The organism is Pseudomonas sp. A6 (genome assembly GCF_052367875.1).
GTDB classification, from domain to species: Bacteria; Pseudomonadota; Gammaproteobacteria; order Pseudomonadales; family Pseudomonadaceae; genus Pseudomonas; species Pseudomonas citronellolis.
Genome location: NZ_CP198970.1, coordinates 3,962,017 through 3,978,185, shown reverse-complemented (window position 1 = coordinate 3,978,185; position 16,169 = coordinate 3,962,017). Strand labels below are relative to the sequence as shown.

10 protein-coding genes and 2 pseudogenes are annotated in these 16,169 nt (G+C 67.4%); 5 read left to right on the top strand and 7 right to left on the bottom strand.

What is annotated here, in order from left to right; translation table 11 throughout:
* Positions 1 to 31: 31 nt before the first annotated feature.
* The 4 genes and pseudogenes from ACTWJ5_RS17550 to pbpG form a co-directional block, all read right to left on the bottom strand.
* Positions 32 to 1,423, bottom strand: a complete 1,392-nt coding sequence (locus ACTWJ5_RS17550) for a GntP family permease (RefSeq protein ID WP_444436203.1) — start codon at positions 1,421 to 1,423, stop codon at positions 32 to 34.
* Positions 1,424 to 1,496: 73 nt separating this feature from the next.
* A complete protein-coding gene (locus tag ACTWJ5_RS17545; RefSeq protein ID WP_444436202.1) occupies positions 1,497 to 2,762 on the bottom strand; it encodes an OprD family porin in 1,266 nt (421 codons plus the stop codon).
* A 266-nt stretch (positions 2,763 to 3,028) separates the two neighbouring features.
* Positions 3,029 to 4,484: pseudogene (locus ACTWJ5_RS17540) on the bottom strand (sigma-54 interaction domain-containing protein); the annotation flags it as partial.
* 471 nt (positions 4,485 to 4,955) lie between these two features.
* Complete coding sequence (gene pbpG / locus ACTWJ5_RS17535; protein ID WP_074979313.1) at positions 4,956 to 5,870, bottom strand: D-alanyl-D-alanine endopeptidase; 915 nt, start codon at positions 5,868 to 5,870, stop codon at positions 4,956 to 4,958.
* Positions 5,871 to 6,311: 441 nt separating this feature from the next.
* Here pbpG and ACTWJ5_RS17530 point away from each other — a divergent pair, with 441 nt between their 5' ends.
* The 4 genes and pseudogenes from ACTWJ5_RS17530 (at position 6,312) to ACTWJ5_RS17515 (ending at position 11,227) form a co-directional block, all read left to right on the top strand.
* Positions 6,312 to 7,982, top strand: coding sequence for an AMP-binding protein (locus ACTWJ5_RS17530; protein ID WP_444436201.1), 1,671 nt, complete (start codon positions 6,312 to 6,314; stop codon positions 7,980 to 7,982).
* Between the two features lie 15 nt (positions 7,983 to 7,997).
* Positions 7,998 to 9,053 (top strand): AraC family transcriptional regulator, encoded by a 1,056-nt coding sequence (locus tag ACTWJ5_RS17525; protein WP_116423420.1) that lies wholly within the window; start codon positions 7,998 to 8,000, stop codon positions 9,051 to 9,053.
* 35 nt (positions 9,054 to 9,088) lie between these two features.
* Positions 9,089 to 10,321, top strand: a pseudogene (locus ACTWJ5_RS17520) (PDC sensor domain-containing protein); the annotation flags it as partial.
* A 150-nt stretch (positions 10,322 to 10,471) separates the two neighbouring features.
* Positions 10,472 to 11,227, top strand: coding sequence for a methyl-accepting chemotaxis protein (locus ACTWJ5_RS17515; protein ID WP_370686620.1), 756 nt, complete (start codon positions 10,472 to 10,474; stop codon positions 11,225 to 11,227).
* Positions 11,228 to 11,262: 35 nt separating this feature from the next.
* Here the strand turns inward: ACTWJ5_RS17515 and ACTWJ5_RS17510 are convergent, their stop codons facing one another.
* From ACTWJ5_RS17510 to ACTWJ5_RS17500, 3 genes are all read right to left on the bottom strand, one after another.
* Positions 11,263 to 12,240: an IS110 family transposase gene (locus tag ACTWJ5_RS17510; protein WP_444436200.1), complete on the bottom strand. Its 978-nt coding sequence runs from the start codon at positions 12,238 to 12,240 to the stop codon at positions 11,263 to 11,265.
* Between the two features lie 552 nt (positions 12,241 to 12,792).
* On the bottom strand, positions 12,793 to 13,497 hold the full coding sequence (locus tag ACTWJ5_RS17505) for a glutathione binding-like protein (RefSeq protein WP_116423422.1): 705 nt from the start codon (positions 13,495 to 13,497) through the stop codon (positions 12,793 to 12,795).
* Between the two features lie 96 nt (positions 13,498 to 13,593).
* A complete protein-coding gene (locus ACTWJ5_RS17500) occupies positions 13,594 to 14,979 on the bottom strand; it encodes an NAD-dependent succinate-semialdehyde dehydrogenase (RefSeq protein WP_116423423.1) in 1,386 nt (461 codons plus the stop codon).
* Between the two features lie 157 nt (positions 14,980 to 15,136).
* Between ACTWJ5_RS17500 and ptrR the strand changes: the two genes are divergently transcribed.
* The gene (gene ptrR, locus ACTWJ5_RS17495) at positions 15,137 to 16,009 is read left to right on the top strand and encodes a putrescine utilization regulator PtrR (RefSeq protein WP_074979300.1); all 873 of its coding nucleotides are present in this window, start codon (positions 15,137 to 15,139) and stop codon (positions 16,007 to 16,009) included.
* Positions 16,010 to 16,169 lie beyond the last annotated feature (160 nt).

Here is a 16,169-nt window from a genome sequence, read left to right as displayed (position 1 = left end):
CCCTCAGCGGGCCACCGGGTGGTACGCGGCATCAAACGATGCCGGTTGCGTAGAAGGTAGCGATCACCACGAAGACCGCCAGGGTCTTGATCAGGGTGATGGCGAAGATGTCCTTGTAGGCCTCGCGGTGGGTCAGCCCGGTGACCGCCAGCAGGGTGATGACCGCGCCGTTGTGCGGCAGCGTGTCCATCCCGCCGCTGGCCATGGCGGCGACGCGGTGCAGCACCTCCAGGGGGATGTTGGCGGCGTGGGCGGCGGCGATGAACTGTTCGGACATGGCCGCCAGGGCGATGCTCATGCCGCCGGAGGCCGAGCCGGTGATGCCGGCCAGGGTGGTGACGGTGATGGCCTCGTTGACCAGCGGGTTGGGGATGCTCTTGAGCGCATCGGCCAGCACCAGGAAGCCCGGCAGCGAGGCGATGACCGCGCCGAAACCGTATTCCGAGGCGGTGTTCATGGCCGCCAGCAGGGCGCCGGACACCGCGGTCTTGCTGCCCTCGGCGAGGCGGCTGCGGATCGCCCGGTAGCTGCTGACCAGCACCAGCAGGATGCCCAGCAGCAGCGCCGCCTGCACCGCCCAGATGCCGGTGAGCTTGCTCACGTCGCTGGCCACCGGCGCGGCCATGCCGGCCAGCTGCAGGCTGTGGGTCTTGCCGTAGAGCTGCGGAATCCAGTGGGTGAACAGCAGGTTGGCCACGCCCACCAGCACCAGCGGCGACAGCGCCAGCAGCGGGTGGGGCAGGGCGATGTCGCTGGCGGTTTCCGGCTCGTTGCGCAGCTCGCGGCCGTAGCCCTCGCCGGCGGCGCGGGCGCGCCCGGCCTGGCGGCGCAGGAACAGCATGCCGACGAAGAACACGAACAGGCTGCCGATCAGCCCCAGCCAGGGCGCGGCCCAGCCGTTGGTGCCGAAGAAGGCGGTGGGGATGATGTTCTGGATCTGCGGGGTGCCGGGCAGGGCGTCCATGGTGAAGCTGAAGGCGCCCAGGGCGATGGTCGCCGGGATCAGCCGCTTGGGGATGTCGCTCTGGCGGAACATCTCGGCGGCGAAGGGATACACCGCGAACACCACCACGAACAGCGACACGCCGCCGTAGGTGAGCAGGGCGCACACCAGCACTATCACCAGCATGGCCTGGCGGGTGCCGAGCAGGCGGATGGCCGCCGCGACTATGGAGCGCGAGAAGCCCGACAGCTCGATGAGCTTGCCGAACACGGCGCCGAGCAGGAACACCGGGAAGTACAGTTTGACGAAGCCGACCATCTTCTCCATGAACACGCCGGTGAAGGCCGGCGCCACCGCCGACGGGTCGGTGAGGAACACGGCGAGCAGCGCCGCGATGGGGGCGAAGAGGATGACGCTGTAGCCGCGGTAGGCGGCCAGCATCAGCAGGACGAGGGCGGCGAGGGCGATGACCACGCTCATGGGCAGTTCTCCTGGAGCCGCGCGGCGCCGTGGCCGCGCGTGATTATTGTGATGGTGGCGCGAATGCCGGCGGTTACCAGAGCGGCAGCACGTAGCTGAGGATCAGCCGGTTCTCGTCCAGGTCGTTGCCGAAGTGGCTGGAACGCACGCTAGCGTTGCGCCATTTGACGCCGAAGTTCTTCAGCGGGCCGCTCTGCACCACGTAGCCGATGTCCGTGTTGCGCTCCCACTCCTTGCCCTCCGGCTTGCCGGCGCCCAGCTCGATGTCGTCGCCGGACAGGTAGCGCGTCATGAAGGTCAGGCCGGGCACGCCCAGGGCGGCGAAGTCGTAGTCGTAGCGTAGCTGCCAGGACTTTTCGTCGCGGTTGGCGAAGTCGCCGATCTGCACGAAGTTGACCAGGAAGGCGTCGGTGCCGCCGATGTAGGCGAAGCCGGTGTCGCCGTTCATGACCTGGTAGCCGGCGCCGAAGGCATGGCCGCCGAGGCTGTAGGTGAGCATGGCGCCGAAGGCGCGGTTGTCGACGTTGCTGTGGCCGTCGTCCTTGGAGCGGGCGAAGCGCAGGTCGGTCTTCAGCGATTGGCCGTCGGCGATGGGCAGCACGTGCAGCAGGTTGACGATGTGCTGGTCGTACAGGCCGTCGAGCTTGGCGTAGTTGTAGCCGGTGGTCAGCTGCGGCGTCCACTTGTAGCTCAGGCCGGCGAAGTCGAAGCGGTCGCTGTCGGCGCTGGCGACGATGCCGCGGGCGTTGCCGGTGGTGAGCGTCATGTCCTCGCTGTCGGCGGAATCGCGCTGGCTGACCTGGCGCAGGCGGCCGGCGTCGAAGGTCAGGCCGGCGAACTCCGTGGAGTTCAGGTGCGCGCCCTGGAAGGTCTGCGGCAGCAGGCGCGAGTCGTTGGCCAGCACGCTGGGCAGCTTGGGCAGCAGGGTGCCGACCTTGAGCACGCTGTGGGAGGCGCGCAGCTTGGCGGTCAGGCCCAGTTCGCTGTAGTCGTCCTGGGCGCCGTGGACCTTCTCGCGGTCGCGCGGCAGCAGGCCGGAGCCGGCGCGGTCGGGGCTGGAGTCGAGCTTCACTCCGAGCAGGCCGATGGCGTCGACGCCCACGCCGATGGTCCCCTCGGTGAAGCCGGATTCGTAGCGCAGCAGGAAGCCCTGCGCCCATTCCTCCTGTTTCGACTGGGGCGCGGCGTCCTGGCGGAAGTCACGGTTGAAGTAGAAGTTGCGCAGTTCGAGGCTGGCCTTGCTGTCGGCGAGGAAATCGGCCTGGACGGGGAGCGCGATGCCGAGGGTGGAGCCCAGGGTGGCGAGGGCGACGGCATGGTTGAGCGGGGTTCTGCTCATGTTTGCTAGTACTCCTGGCACGGCGCGGCGGCGAACCGGGGCGGGCCGTGGGCCCCGTGGGTAACGTTCGTGCGCGGACGGCGTTGGTTGTTGTTATGTCGGCGTGCGGCGGATGGCCGCCCGGGCCGGATAGCGAGAACCGTGCCAGATGTTTAACTAGCTGATTTTAAAGTGATTTATTTGGATTTGCGGAAAGCGTGCGCCGGGCTTTGTCTCCATTCGTGGACAAAGGCGATTGCCATGTGCCTGAAGGCACCTGGAATTCGGTTTGTCTCTAAACGTAGAAAAGTCTCTGTTTCAGGACGAAAGGCCGAGGGCGGCCATCTTCTTGTACAGCGTCGAGCGGCCCAGCCCCAGGCGCCGTGCGGCCGCCTCGACGTTGCCGGCCTGTTCGGCCAGCACGTTGCCGATCAGCTCGCGTTCGAAGGCCTCGCGCGCGGCGTAGAAGTCCTGGCCCTCGGCCAGGCTGGCGCGGTTGCCCTCCGTTTGCGCCGGCGGCGCCTGCAGCGGGCCGAGGGCGGCGTGCAGGGCCTGGGCGTCCAGTTGCGCCCGGTCGTTGAGCAGCACGGTGCGCTCCAGCAGGTTGCGCAGCTCGCGCACGTTGCCCGGCCAGGCGTGGCGGCGCAGTAGGGCGAGGGCGTCGGCGTCCAGTTCGTAGAGGGCGTGGTTGTCCTCGCGCAGGTCGTCGAGGATCGCCTCGCACAGCGCCGGCAGGTCCTCCAGGCGCGCGCGCAGCGGCGGGATCCCGATGGGCACCACGTTGATGCGGTAGTACAGGTCGGCGCGGAAGCGGCCCTCGCGCACGGCCTTGTCCAGGTCGATGGAGGTGGCCGCGATCAGCCGCACGTCGCTGCGCAGCACCTCGTTGGAGCCCACCGGCTCGAATTCCTTCTCCTGCAGCACGCGCAGCAGCTTGCTCTGCAACGGCAGGGGCATGTCGCCGATCTCGTCGAGGAACAGGGTGCCGCCCTGGGCGATCTGCAGCTTGCCCGGGCGGCCCTTGCGGTCGGCGCCGGTGAAGGCGCCCGGCGCGGTGCCGAAGAACTCCGCCTCCAGCAGGGTTTCCGGAATGGCCGCGGCGTTGATGCTGACGAAGGCCTTGCCGGCCCGCGCCGAGGCGCTGTGGATGGCGTGGGCGAGCAGCTCCTTGCCGGTGCCGGTCTCGCCCAGCAGCAGCACCGGCGCCTCGCTGGTGGCGGCGCGGCGGGCGCGGCGCTTGACCTCCAGGCTGGCGCTGCCGTTGCCGATGAAGTGCGCCAGGCTGTACTTGGCCTGGCGCGCCTGCAGCAGCGAGCGGGTGGAGGCCAGCTCCTGGCGCATGCGCTGGTAGCGGCTGAGCAGCGGCGACAGCGAGCGCAGCTCGTCGAACAGGGCGAAGCCGATGGCGCCGATGACCTGCCCGGCGTCGTCGCGGATCGGCATGCGCATCACCACCAGCGGGTCGCGCGGCATGTCGAGGATGTCCAGCAGCATCGGCCGGCCGCTGCGCACCACTTCGCGCATCAGGCTGCCGGGGATCACGCTCTCCACCGGCCGGCCGACGGCCTGCTCGGCCTCGTCCAGGCCGAAGCGCTGGGCATAGCGCTGGTTGATCCAGACGATATTGGCGTCGCGGTCGACGATCACGGTGCCCTCGCTGAACTGCTCGAAGATCTCGAACAGCGAACGGATCGCCAACTGGCGGACGCTCTGGTAGTCCGTGAGGGGGGAGTTGTCGTGCATGGGCGGCCTGGTGCTTGGGGGCTTTGAGCGGGCACTGTACCGGGATGTGGGGGGTGGGTCAGTAGGGAAGGGCGGAGTATGGGTTGGGCGCTGGTGTGACGGGGGAGCCCGCAACCCTCTCCCCAGCCCTCTCCCTGAAGGGAGAGGGGGCTAGTCCGTGCCGAGAGAAGGCCAGGTTTCAGCCGGCAGTCTCTGTGCTAGCCGGCTAACGCCGAAATACCAACGCACGCCGAACGGTCCCCTCTCCCTTCAGGGAGAGGGTTAGGGAGAGGGCGCTCTCAACCCCAGCCCCAGCACAATCGGGAAACCCCGTTCGCGAGCAAGCTCGCTCCTACACCAAGCCAGTCCGTGCCTGCACTCTTCAGTGATTGCCGACTGACTCATGAGCATCCAAGCACACCGAACAGTCCCCTCTCCCTTCAGGGAGAGGGCGCTCTCAACCCCGAACACCCAAGCCCCCGGGAAACACCATCACTCCGCCGCCTGCATCCCCTGCGTCTGCTTCGCCTGCTTGTAACGCAGCGCCACCGCCGGCACCGGCGAGGCCTTGCCGGTTTCCACCCAGCGGCGGATGCGCGCGGCGTCGGCCACGTGGGTGCGCTTGCCGAAGGCGTCGAGCAGGGCCAGGGCCACCGGGCGGCCGTTCATCACCGTGACCATCACCAGGCAGTGCCCGGCCTGGTTGGTGAAGCCGGTCTTGGTCAGGCGGATGTCCCACTTGCCGGCGCGCACCAGCGGGTTGGTGTTGAAGAAGCTCAGCGCGTAGTTCGGGTGGCTGAAGCGCGCGTCCTTGGTCGGCGTGGTGCTCAGCTCGCGGATCAGCGGGTACTGGTAGGCGGCCTTGACCAGGCGGATCAGGTCATGGGCGGTGGAGGTGTTGTCGATCGACAGGCCGGTGGGTTCCACGTAGTGGGTGTGCAGCATGCCCAGGGACTTCGCCTTGGCGTTCATCGCCTTGACGAAGGCCACGCTGCCGCCCGGGTAGTGGTGGGCCAGGCTGGCGGCGGCGCGGTTTTCCGAGGACATCAGCGCCAGCAGCAGCATCTGCCGGCGGTCGATGCGGCTGCCCAGGTGCACGCGGGAGAACACGCCCTTCATCTCGGCGGTCTCGGAGATGTCCACGTCGATCTGCTCGTCCAGCGGCAGCTTGGCGTCGAGCACCACCATGGCGGTCATCAGCTTGGTCACCGAGGCGATCGGGCGGACCACCTCGGGGTTGCTGGAATACACCACCTTGTCGGAGTTCAGGTCCACCACCAGGGCGCTGCCGGAGGCCAGGACCAGTTGGCCGGGGGTGACTTCCGCCTTGCTGGCGGCGAGGGAGGGCAGGGCGAAGGCAAGGGTACAGGTGAAGAAAAGGCCCAGGATCGAACGACGAGTGTTCATGGATGTGATTCGCACAAGTGGAAGGGTCTACATCCATGTAGGCAATTTCCCAGAATTCTAATCCATGACCGGGGCCCGTGCATCAGCCCGGCAGCGGCCTGGAGGAAAGAATTTCAAGGGCTTGCAGGCACAAGTGCGTGTATCACTTTGAAAGCGCAACGGCGGGAATGAGAAAGTGTCTCGCCAAGTGTTGCGAAATGCGAATCCCGGGCCTGGGTGTCGGCTGTCGGATTATTCCAAGTGTCTGATTCTCAAGGTGTTGTACTTCTGTGGCATGAAGCTTGACTGGCTAAGCTGTAGAGAACGAGGCGGATCGCGGGGTTGCGTTTACCTTTACGTTAACGTAAAGATGCTCCGCGAGCCGCCGACCGGCCGGTCATGCCCATGCCTGTGGGCCCGGTCGTGAGCCCAGTCCCAGAACAAGCACAACAAGGGAACGCCATGAACCACCCGAGCTATACCCGTGGCCGCCAGGACAAGCCGCTGCTGGCCATGACCATAGGCGCTGCCTTCGACGACACCGCCAGCCGTTTCGCCGACCGCGAGGCGCTGGTGGTGCGGCACCAGAACCTGCGCTACACCTGGGCCCAGCTGGCCGAGGCGGTGGACGCCACGGCCCGCGCCTTCCTCGCCCTGGGCCTGCGCCAGGGCGACCGCCTGGGCATCTGGGCGCCGAACTGCGCGCAGTGGTGCATCACCCAGTTCGCCAGCGCCAAGATCGGCGCGGTGCTGGTCAACATCAACCCGGCCTACCGCGCCAACGAGCTGGAGTACGCGCTGAAGCAGTCCGGCTGCCGCTGGCTGGTGTGCGCCGACGCCTTCAAAACCTCCGACTACCACGGCATGCTCGCCGAGCTGCTGCCGGAGCTGCGCGACTGCCGCCCGGGCGAGCTGAACAGCGCGCGCCTGCCGGAGCTGAGCGGGGTGGTCAGCCTGGCCGCCCAGGTCCCGGCCGGGTTCCTCCGCTGGGACCAGTTGGAGGGCATAGGCGCCTCGGTATCCGCCGAGGAACTGGCGCAGCGCCAGGCCCTGCTGCAATTCGACGAGCCGATCAACATCCAGTACACCTCCGGCACCACCGGCTTCCCCAAGGGCGCCACCCTAAGCCACTACAACATCCTCAACAACGGCTACATGGTCGGCGAGAGCATCGGCCTCACCGAGCACGACCGCCTGGTGATCCCGGTGCCGCTGTACCACTGCTTCGGCATGGTGATGGGCAACCTCGGCTGCATGACCCACGGCGCCGCCATGATCTACCCGGCGCCCAGCTTCGAGCCGGAGGCGACCCTGGCCGCCGTGGCCGAGGAGCGCGCCACCGCGCTCTACGGCGTGCCCACCATGTTCATCGCCGAGCTGGACCACCCGCGCCGCGCCGAATTCGACCTGTCCAGCCTGCGCACCGGGATCATGGCTGGCGCCACCTGCCCGATCGAGGTGATGCGGCGGGTCATCAGCGAGATGCACATGGCGCAGGTGCAGATCGCCTACGGCATGACCGAGACCAGCCCGGTGTCGCTGCAGACCGGCCCGGACGACGAGCTGGAAATCCGCGTGACCACCGTCGGCCGCACCCAGCCGCAGCTGGAGAGCAAGATCATCGACGGCGACGGCCGCATCGTCCCGCGCGGCACCATCGGCGAGCTGTGCACCCGCGGCTACAGCGTGATGCTCGGCTACTGGAACAACCCCCAGGCCACGGCCGAGGCCATCAGCCCGGCGCGCTGGATGCTCACCGGCGACCTGGCGCTGATGGACGAGGCGGGCAACGTGCGCATCGTCGGGCGCAGCAAGGACATGATCATCCGCGGCGGCGAGAACATCTATCCGCGCGAGATCGAGGAATTCCTCTACACCCACCACGCCGTGGCCGACGCCCAGGTGATCGGCATCCCCGACGCCAAGTACGGCGAGGAGCTGGTGGCCTGGGTCAAGTTCCACCCCGGCCACAGCGTCGAGGAGGAAGAGCTGCGGGCCTTCTGCAAGGCGCGCATCGCCCACTTCAAGGTGCCCCGGCACTTCCGCTTCTGCGACGAGTTCCCGATGACGGTGACCGGCAAGATCCAGAAGTTCCGCATGCGCGAGATCAGCATCGAGGAACTGCGTGGCTGACGGACGCGAGGCGCCATGCCGGTAGAGAAGGGCACCATCTCCATCCGCCTGGTCAACGAGGCCCTGGCCGAACCCGTTCGCCAGGGCCTCGACGCGTCCGCGCTGCTGGCCGCGGCGGGCATCGCCGGCGAACTCGTCGGCAAGCCCTACGCGCGGGTGCCGATCCAGGCCTATTCGCGGCTCTGGCTGCGTTTGGCGAAGGCGCTGGACGACGAATTCTTCGCCATGAACCGGCGGCGAATGAAGTCCGGCAGCTTCAACTTCATGGCCCGCACGGCGATCCACGAAGCGACCCTGGAGGCTGCACTGGAGCGTGCCCTGGCCTTCCTAGGCCTAGTCTTCGACGGCCTGCAGCCACGCCTGGTGAGCCAGGACGGGGTGGCCGCCATCCAGCTCGACGAGGGCGCGGCGCCGGCGCAACGGGCCTTCTGCTACTTCACCCTGTACCTGATGGTCCACGGCCTGGCCTGCTGGCTGGTGGGCCGGCGCATCCCGATCCTCGCCATCGACCTGCGCAGCCCGCAGCCGGACTACATCGAGGACTACCGGGTGATGTTCAGCGACAACCTGCGCTTCGCCCGTCGGCAGACGCGCCTGCTGTTCAACGCCGAAGCCCTGGCCCTGCCGGTGCGCCGCGACGAGCGCGAGCTGCGGCGCTTCCTGGTCGGCGCCCCGGCCAACATCCTGGTGCGCTACCGCGACCCGCAGAGCCTGGCGGCGCGCATCAAGGCCTACCTGCGCAGCCAGCGCTGCGAGCGCTGGCCGGACCTGGAGGCGCTGGGCAGCCACTTCTACATGGCGTCCTCGACGCTGCGCCGCAAGCTCGCCGCCGAGGGCCAGTCGTACCAGGCGCTGAAGGACCAGCTGCGCCGCGACCTGGCCATCGCCCGCCTGGACGCCGGCGAAGGCAACTTCGCCGAACTGGCCGAGGAACTCGGCTTCGCCGACACCAGCGCCTTCTACAAGGCCTTCCGCAAGTGGACCGGCTCCACACCCGGCCAGTACCGCGCGCTGATGCAGCAGGAAAACGACTGGCCCGACGCCTCCAGAAATCCCCCGCCAGGCCGATAGCCTGGGGCACTCCCACGTTCCAAGGACCTCCGCCCATGTTCCTGACGCGCCTTTCGATCCAGTGGAAGATCACCCTGCTGGCCGGCCTCTGCCTGCTGTGCACCGTGGCCTTGCTGGTGGGCAGCTCGCTGCTGCGCATGAACCACAACCTGCAACTGGTGAAGACGGCCAACGCGCAGATGCTCGAAGACGCGGCCCAGGCGCGCATGCAGGCGCGGGCCGAGCAGCAGGCGGAGACCATCCAGCGCTTCTTCACCGATGTCTACCACTTCGGCGACCAGTTCAGCCGCCAGGTCGCCCAGCTGCGCGCCCAGAGCGCGCGGCACGGCGTCGATGCGCAGGTGCTGCGCGAGGACCTGGTGAAGCTGGTTCACGATGGCCTGAAGTCCAACCCGACGCTGCTCAGCCTCTACGTGGTGTTCGAGCCCGAGGCCCTCGACGGCCAGGACGCCCGCTTCGCCGGCCAGGAGGCCCTGGGCAGCAACGAGAAGGGCCGCTTCGGCGCCTACTGGGCGCAGAAGGCCAGCGGCGACAGCAGCCTGGCGGTGACCGAGGCGATGATCGCCGACACCACCGCGATGCTCGACGGCACCCCGTTCAACACCTGGTACCAGTGCCCGAAGCAGAACCTGCGGCCCTGCGTGCTCAACCCGTACTTCGACGACGCCTCCGGCCAGCGCGTGCTGATGACCACCCTGGTGTTCCCACTGATGGAGAACGGCAAGCTGCTGGCCGTGGTCGGCGCCGACATCAGCCTGAGCCGCCTGCAGCAACTGGCCCTGGACGGTGACCGCGCGCTCTACGACGGCCAGGGCGCCATCCGCATCCTCAGCCCGGCCGGGCTGCTGGCCGGCGACAGCCAGGACGCCAACCAGCTCGGCCAGCCGCTGGCCAAGTCGGTGGCCAACGCCGCCGAACTGCTCGCCGTGCAGGCCGCCGGCGCGCCCAGGGCGCTGATGGGCGAGGACAAGCTGCAGGTGGTCGAGCCGCTGCAGGCCATCCCCGATTCGAAGAACTGGGGCGTGCTGCTGGAAGTGCCGCGCCCGGTGCTGCTGGAGCCGTCGCTGAAGCTGCAGGGCGAGCTGGATGCGCGCAACCTCAGCGGCGCGCTCTGGGAAACCGCCTTCGGCGTCGGCCTGGCGCTGGTGGTGCTGGTCCTGCTGTGGCTGACCGCGCGCGGCGTAACGCGCCCCATCCTCGGCGTGGCCGGCATGCTGCGCGACATCGCCAGCGGCGAGGGCGACCTGACCCAGCGCCTGAAGTACCAGGGCCAGGACGAACTCGGCGAGCTGGCCGGCTGGTTCAACCGCTTCCTCGACAAGCTGCAGCCGATCATCCGCGACGTGAAAGCCTCGGTGCAGGACGCCCGCGCCACCGCCGACCAGTCCGCCGCGCTGTCGACCCAGACCAGCGCCGGCATGCAGCAGCAGTTCCGCGAGATCGAGCAGGTGGCCACCGCCTCCCAGGAAATGAGCGCCACCGCCCACGACGTGGCCAACAGCGCGGCCATGGCCGCCGACGCCGCCCGCGGGGCCGACGGCGCCACCCGCGACGGCCTGGCGGTGATCGACCAGACCACCCGCGCCATCGACGAACTAGCCCGCGACATGAGCCAGGCGATGACCCAGGTCGAAGGCCTGGCCGCCAGCAGCGAGCAGATCGGCTCGGTGCTGGAGGTGATCCGCGCCATCGCCGAGCAGACCAACCTGCTGGCGCTCAATGCCGCCATCGAGGCAGCCCGTGCCGGCGAGGCCGGCCGTGGCTTCGCGGTGGTGGCCGACGAAGTGCGCAACCTGGCCAAGCGCACCCAGGACTCGGTGGAAGAAATCCGCCAGGTGATCGAAGGCCTGCAGAACGGCACCCGCGAGGTGGTCCATGCCATGCACAGCAGCCACCAGCAGGCCCAGGGCAGCGTCAGTCAGGTCGAGCAGGCAGTGGCCGCGCTGCAGCGCATCGGCGAGGCGGTGGGGGTGATCAACGACATGAACCTGCAGATCGCCAGCGCCGCCGAGGAACAGAGCGCGGTAGCCGAAGAGATCAACCGCAACGTGGCGGGCATCCGCGACGTGACCGAATCGCTGTCCGGCCAGGCCCAGGAGTCGGCGCAGATCAGCCAATCGCTGAATGACCTGGCGAATCACCAGCAGGGGTTGATGGGGCAGTTCCGCGTGTGACCGTGGAAGGCGCCTCCCTGTAGATACCGTGTCACCTAGCCTCGAGCAAGGGCCAGTTCCACATTGTATGGCTGGCCCGACTTGAGGACGCCATAGGCGATCTGCAGCAGCTTGCGCATGGCAGCACAGATGATCTGTTTACCCGCTTTGCCTTTCTCCTCGAGCCGTAAACGCAGTGCCCGTATCGCCTGGTTATGGCTCATGGCACAGATGGCTGGCATGAACAGGCCTGCCCGCAAGAGGCGTGAGCCGATCTTTGAGATCCTCACCTGGCCCTTGTGTTGGCCGGATTCCCTGAGCCTCGGATTGAGTCCTGCAAAAGCCACGACCGCCCGGGCACTCTCGAAGCGGCTGATTGATCCAAGTTCGGCCAGCAACAGGGCTGCAGTTTTGTCGCTGATACCCTCGATACTCGTCAGCAGATCGCGCTTGCCCCGCAAGTCAGGATCGTTGTCGATATGTTGGCGAATCGCTTCCAGCGTCTGTTCAATCTGCTGTTCCAGATGGGCCGAGACCGACAGGATCGACTCTTTCACCACGTCGCTCTTGGCGGTTTCCAGGCGGTTGATTTCCATCTGGAACAGCTCCTTGAGCTCTTCGTAGCGCCGTACCAGCGCACGGAGTTGCCGCACGCTCACCGGGTCCGGCTGCCAGAGCTGGAGATCCTCGGCATGCCGAGCGCCGTAGAGGGCGATCAACTTGGCGTCGACCTTGTCGGTCTTGACCCGTTGCAACTGGCTTTGCGCATAGCTGGCGATACGTGCCGGATTCATCACGCAGACACGATATCCCCGGGCCAACAGATAATCGCCCAGAGCTTCGTGATAGATGTTGGTGGCTTCCATCACCACCCACGCCCCTGGCTCGGCATGTTTTTGCAGCCACTGGTCAAAGACGCTGAAGCCCGACTGATCGTTGCTCAGATTGCCTTTGGTGCGGTATTTGCCATTGCTCTGCAGAACCGCAATGTCGAAAGTTTTCTTGGCGATATCCACGCCAACTACGATGGCCATAACTCCTGCTACCTCTTACAGCTTTACATCATCAGCACTCCACTCCATCCAACCTTGCCTATACGAGCTACCACCGGGGTGGGGCTCCAGATACCGTTCGGACTCACGAGTGGATTGGGAAGGCAGGAGACTATCTACAGTGCAGGCTCGTAGCCTAGGAGCGGACACGTCTTCCTGGTCTTCCTTCCGGTGATCAGCCGGAGACTACCCGCCGTTATGGCGGGTCGTCGACATACAAGGAGCGAGCTTGCTCGCGAACAGGATTTCCCGGCGGCTGAGGCGTTGGATGCAAGAGCGCCCTCTCCCCAACCCTCTCCCTGAAGGGAGAGGGGGCTGTCCTGAGCGGCGTCAGACTCAGGCGCAGTCCTCACACCTCGTCATTCCCGCGAACGCGGGAACCCAGCGACGTAGGGCGCATAACCGTTCGCGGTTATGCGCCGTTGCCCTCCGGCACACACAACCCCCGTAGGATGGCGTTGAGCGAAGCGATACCCATCATCACCACCCCATGGGTTTCGCAAACTCAACCCATCCTACGAAAGCACCTCTGCGTCAGCCCTTGCTCACGCTGGCGGCGGTCTGCCCGAAGAGGATCTTCTTGCCTTCCTCGGTCACCGACGGCCGCGAGGCGAACGGCTGGCCCTTCTCGTAGGCGCGCACGGTCGCCGGCCGGGCGGCTATGCCTTCGAACCAGCGCTTGAGGTGGGGGAAATCGTCCAGGTCCTGCTGCTGGCGCTGCCACGGCACCACCCAGGGGTAGCTGGCCATGTCGGCGATGCTGTAGTGCTCGCCGGCGAGATAGGGCACTTTCGCCAGGCGCTTGTCCATCACGCCGTACAGGCGGTTGGTCTCGTTGACGTAGCGCTGCATGGCGTAGGGCAGCTTTTCCGGCGCGTATTGCACGAAGTGGTGGTTCTGCCCGGCCATCGGGCCCAGGCCGCCGACCTGCCAGAACAGCCATTCCAGCACCGTCTTGCGCCCGCGCACGTCGCTGGGCATGAAGTTGCCGGTCTTCTCCGCGAGGTAGACGAGGATGGCGCCGGACTCGAACACGCTGATCGGCTCGCCGCCGTCCGCCGGGGCGGTGTCGATGATGGCAGGCATGCGGTTGTTCGGCGAGAAGGCGAGGAATTCCGGCTTGAACTGGTCGCCGGCGCTGATATCGACGGGGTGGATGCGGTAGTCGAGCCCCGCCTCTTCGAGGAACAGGGTGATCTTGTGGCCGTTGGGGGTGGGCCAGTAGTACAGCTCGATCATGGGACCTCCTGAAATGGCGACGCCCCGGCACCGTGCCGGGGCGTGCAACGCCCGCGCCCAGGAGAGCGGCGCGGGCTAAAAGCCAAGACTATAGCTTTACTTGCGGTCGATCCAGACGGTCTGCGGGTTGAGGAACTCGCGCAGGCCGAAGTGCGACAGCTCGCGGCCGAAACCGCTCTTCTTCACGCCGCCGATCGGCACGCGCGGATCGGAGGCGGAGAAGCCGTTGATGAACACGCCGCCGCTGACCAGGCGCCGCGCCATGTGCTGGGCCTTGGCCTTGTCGGCGCTCCAGATGGCGCCGGACAGGCCGAACTCGCTGTCGTTGGCCAGTTCCAGGGCGTGCTCGGCGTCGCGCGCGACTATGACCGAAGCCACCGGGCCGAAGATTTCCTTGGCGAAGGCGGTGTTGCCCGGCTTAACGTCGGCCAGCACGGTCGGCGCGTAGTAGTTGCCTTCGCCTTCCAGCTTGTGGCCGCCCAGCAGCAGGCTGGCGCCGTCGGCGATGGCCTGTTGCACCTGGCCGTGCAGCTCGTCGCGCAGGTCGAAGCGGGCCATCGGGCCGACGAAGGTGTCGTCCGCCAGCGGATCGCCGATCTTCAGCGCCTTGACCGCGGCCAGCAGTTTTTCGGTGAAGGCCGGGGCGATGGACTCTTCGACGATCATGCGCTTGGCGGCGATGCACACCTGGCCGCAGTTGCCGAAGCGGCTGGCCACGGCGGCTTTCACGGCGGCGTCCAGGTCGGCGTCGGCCAGCACGATGAAGGCGTCGGAACCGCCCAGCTCCAGCACGCACTTCTTCAGCGCGGCGCCGGCCTGGGATGCGATGGCCGCGCCCGCGCCCACGCTGCCGGTCACGGCGATGGAAGCGATGCGCTCATCGGCGATGGCCTTGGAGACCAGCGGTGGCTCCACGTTCAGCACGTCGAACACGCCCTCGGGCAGGCCGGCCTGGAGCCAGGCATCGCGCAACTGGTAGGCGCAGCCCATGACGTTCGGCGCGTGCTTGAGCACGTAGGTGTTGCCGCCGAGGATGATGCTCACCGCGCCGCGCATGACCTGCCAGGTGGGGAAGTTCCACGGCATCACGGCCAGCACCGGGCCCAGCGGCAGGTAGGAGATGTACGCGCCTTCGATGCTGGTCTTCTCGTCTTCCAGCATGGCCGGGCCGTGCTCGGCGTACCAGTCGCAGAGGTTGGCGCACTTGTTGATCTCGCCGCGCGCCTGGGTGACCGGCATGCCCATTTCCCGGGCTTCCATGCGGGCCATGGGCTCGACGCTGGCGCGCAGCACCTCGGCCATCCTGCGCAGCACGGCGACGCGTTCGGCCACCGGGGTTTCGCGCCACTGGCGGAAGGCGGCGTCGGTGCGGGCCAGGGTGCTTTCCAGCTGGGCGGCGTCTTCGAAGGGGTAGCGGGCCAGTTCCTGGCCGGTGGCGGGGCTGCGCGAGATGGCAGCGGGGATGGCGGCGATCTGGTTCATGGAAGGTCCTTGCACGGCAGTGGGGCTGGCCGCCGTCGGTCGGCGGCGTCGGTTGTCCGGCCGGCGTCACTGGCGCCGGCATGGGGAAGAAAGTAAGGTGGCGCTTCATTCATGACAAATGAATAATTCAGAAAGAATCATTCTCCAGGAGAGAAACGTGGACCTGACCCAGCTGGAGTTCTTCCGCGCCGTCGCCCAGGACGGCAGCATCACCGCCGCCGCGGGCCGTCTGCACCGCGTGCCGTCGAACCTGACCACGCGCATCAAGCAGCTGGAAAGCGAGCTGGGCGCCGAGCTGTTCATCCGCGAGAAGTCGCGCCTGCGCCTGTCGCCCACCGGGCGCAGCTTCCTCGACTACGCCGAGCGCATCCTCGACCTGGTGGAGGAGGCGCGCCAGGTGGCCAGCGGCGCCGAGCCCCACGGCAGCTTCTCCCTGGGTTCGATGGAAAGCACCGCGGCGGTGCGCATCCCCGAACTGCTGGCGCGCTACCACCAGCGCTTCCCCAAGGTGCAGCTGGACCTGTCCACCGGCCCGTCGGGCGAGATGATCGACGGCGTGCTCTCCGGGCGCTTCATCGCCGCCTTCGCCGATGGCCCGGCCAACCACCCGCAGTTGGACGGCCGCCCGGTGTTCCAGGAGGAGCTGGTGCTGATGAGCGCCCAGGGCCACCCGCCGGTGCGCGACGCCCGCGACGTGGCGGGGGAGACGGTGTTCGCCTTCCGCGACACCTGCTCCTACCGCAAGCGCCTGGAGGGCTGGTTCGCCGAGCAGCGCGTGGTGCCGGGCAAGATCATGGAGATGGAGTCCTACCACGGCATGCTGGCCTGCATCGCCGCCGGCGGCGGGGTGGCGATCATCCCCAAGGCGATGTTCGACAGCCTGGCCGGCGGGCGCAACGTGACCATCCACCACCTGGCCCCCAGCCATGCCGAAGCCACTACCTGGCTGTTCTGGCGCCGCGGCACCGACACCCCGGCATTGCGCGCCTTCATCGGCCTGCTGGAACCGGAAAGGCGCGAGGCGGCGTAGGGCGTACAACCGTTCGCGGTTGTACGCCGATACACCAAGGCCTGTCCCGGGCGACGTGGCTGGGTCCGGAGCGCTCTGCGGCGGGGCTTCGTTGCGGGGTTTGGCGTGAGCTTGGGGTGAGGTCAAGCGGCGTATAACCGCGAACGGTTATACGCCCTAC

Coding starts and splice junctions, on each gene's coding strand:
- ACTWJ5_RS17500 (WP_116423423.1), bottom strand. CDS start 14,979: ATGAACCAGATCGCCGCCATCCCCGCTGCCATCTCGCGCAGCCCCGCC.
- ACTWJ5_RS17550 (WP_444436203.1), bottom strand. CDS start 1,423: ATGAGCGTGGTCATCGCCCTCGCCGCCCTCGTCCTGCTGATGCTGGCC.
- pbpG (WP_074979313.1), bottom strand. CDS start 5,870: ATGAACACTCGTCGTTCGATCCTGGGCCTTTTCTTCACCTGTACCCTT.
- ACTWJ5_RS17525 (WP_116423420.1), top strand. CDS start 7,998: ATGCCGGTAGAGAAGGGCACCATCTCCATCCGCCTGGTCAACGAGGCC.
- ACTWJ5_RS17530 (WP_444436201.1), top strand. CDS start 6,312: ATGAACCACCCGAGCTATACCCGTGGCCGCCAGGACAAGCCGCTGCTG.
- ACTWJ5_RS17505 (WP_116423422.1), bottom strand. CDS start 13,497: ATGATCGAGCTGTACTACTGGCCCACCCCCAACGGCCACAAGATCACC.
- ACTWJ5_RS17545 (WP_444436202.1), bottom strand. CDS start 2,762: ATGAGCAGAACCCCGCTCAACCATGCCGTCGCCCTCGCCACCCTGGGC.
- ACTWJ5_RS17515 (WP_370686620.1), top strand. CDS start 10,472: ATGCAGCAGCAGTTCCGCGAGATCGAGCAGGTGGCCACCGCCTCCCAG.
- ACTWJ5_RS17510 (WP_444436200.1), bottom strand. CDS start 12,240: ATGGCCATCGTAGTTGGCGTGGATATCGCCAAGAAAACTTTCGACATT.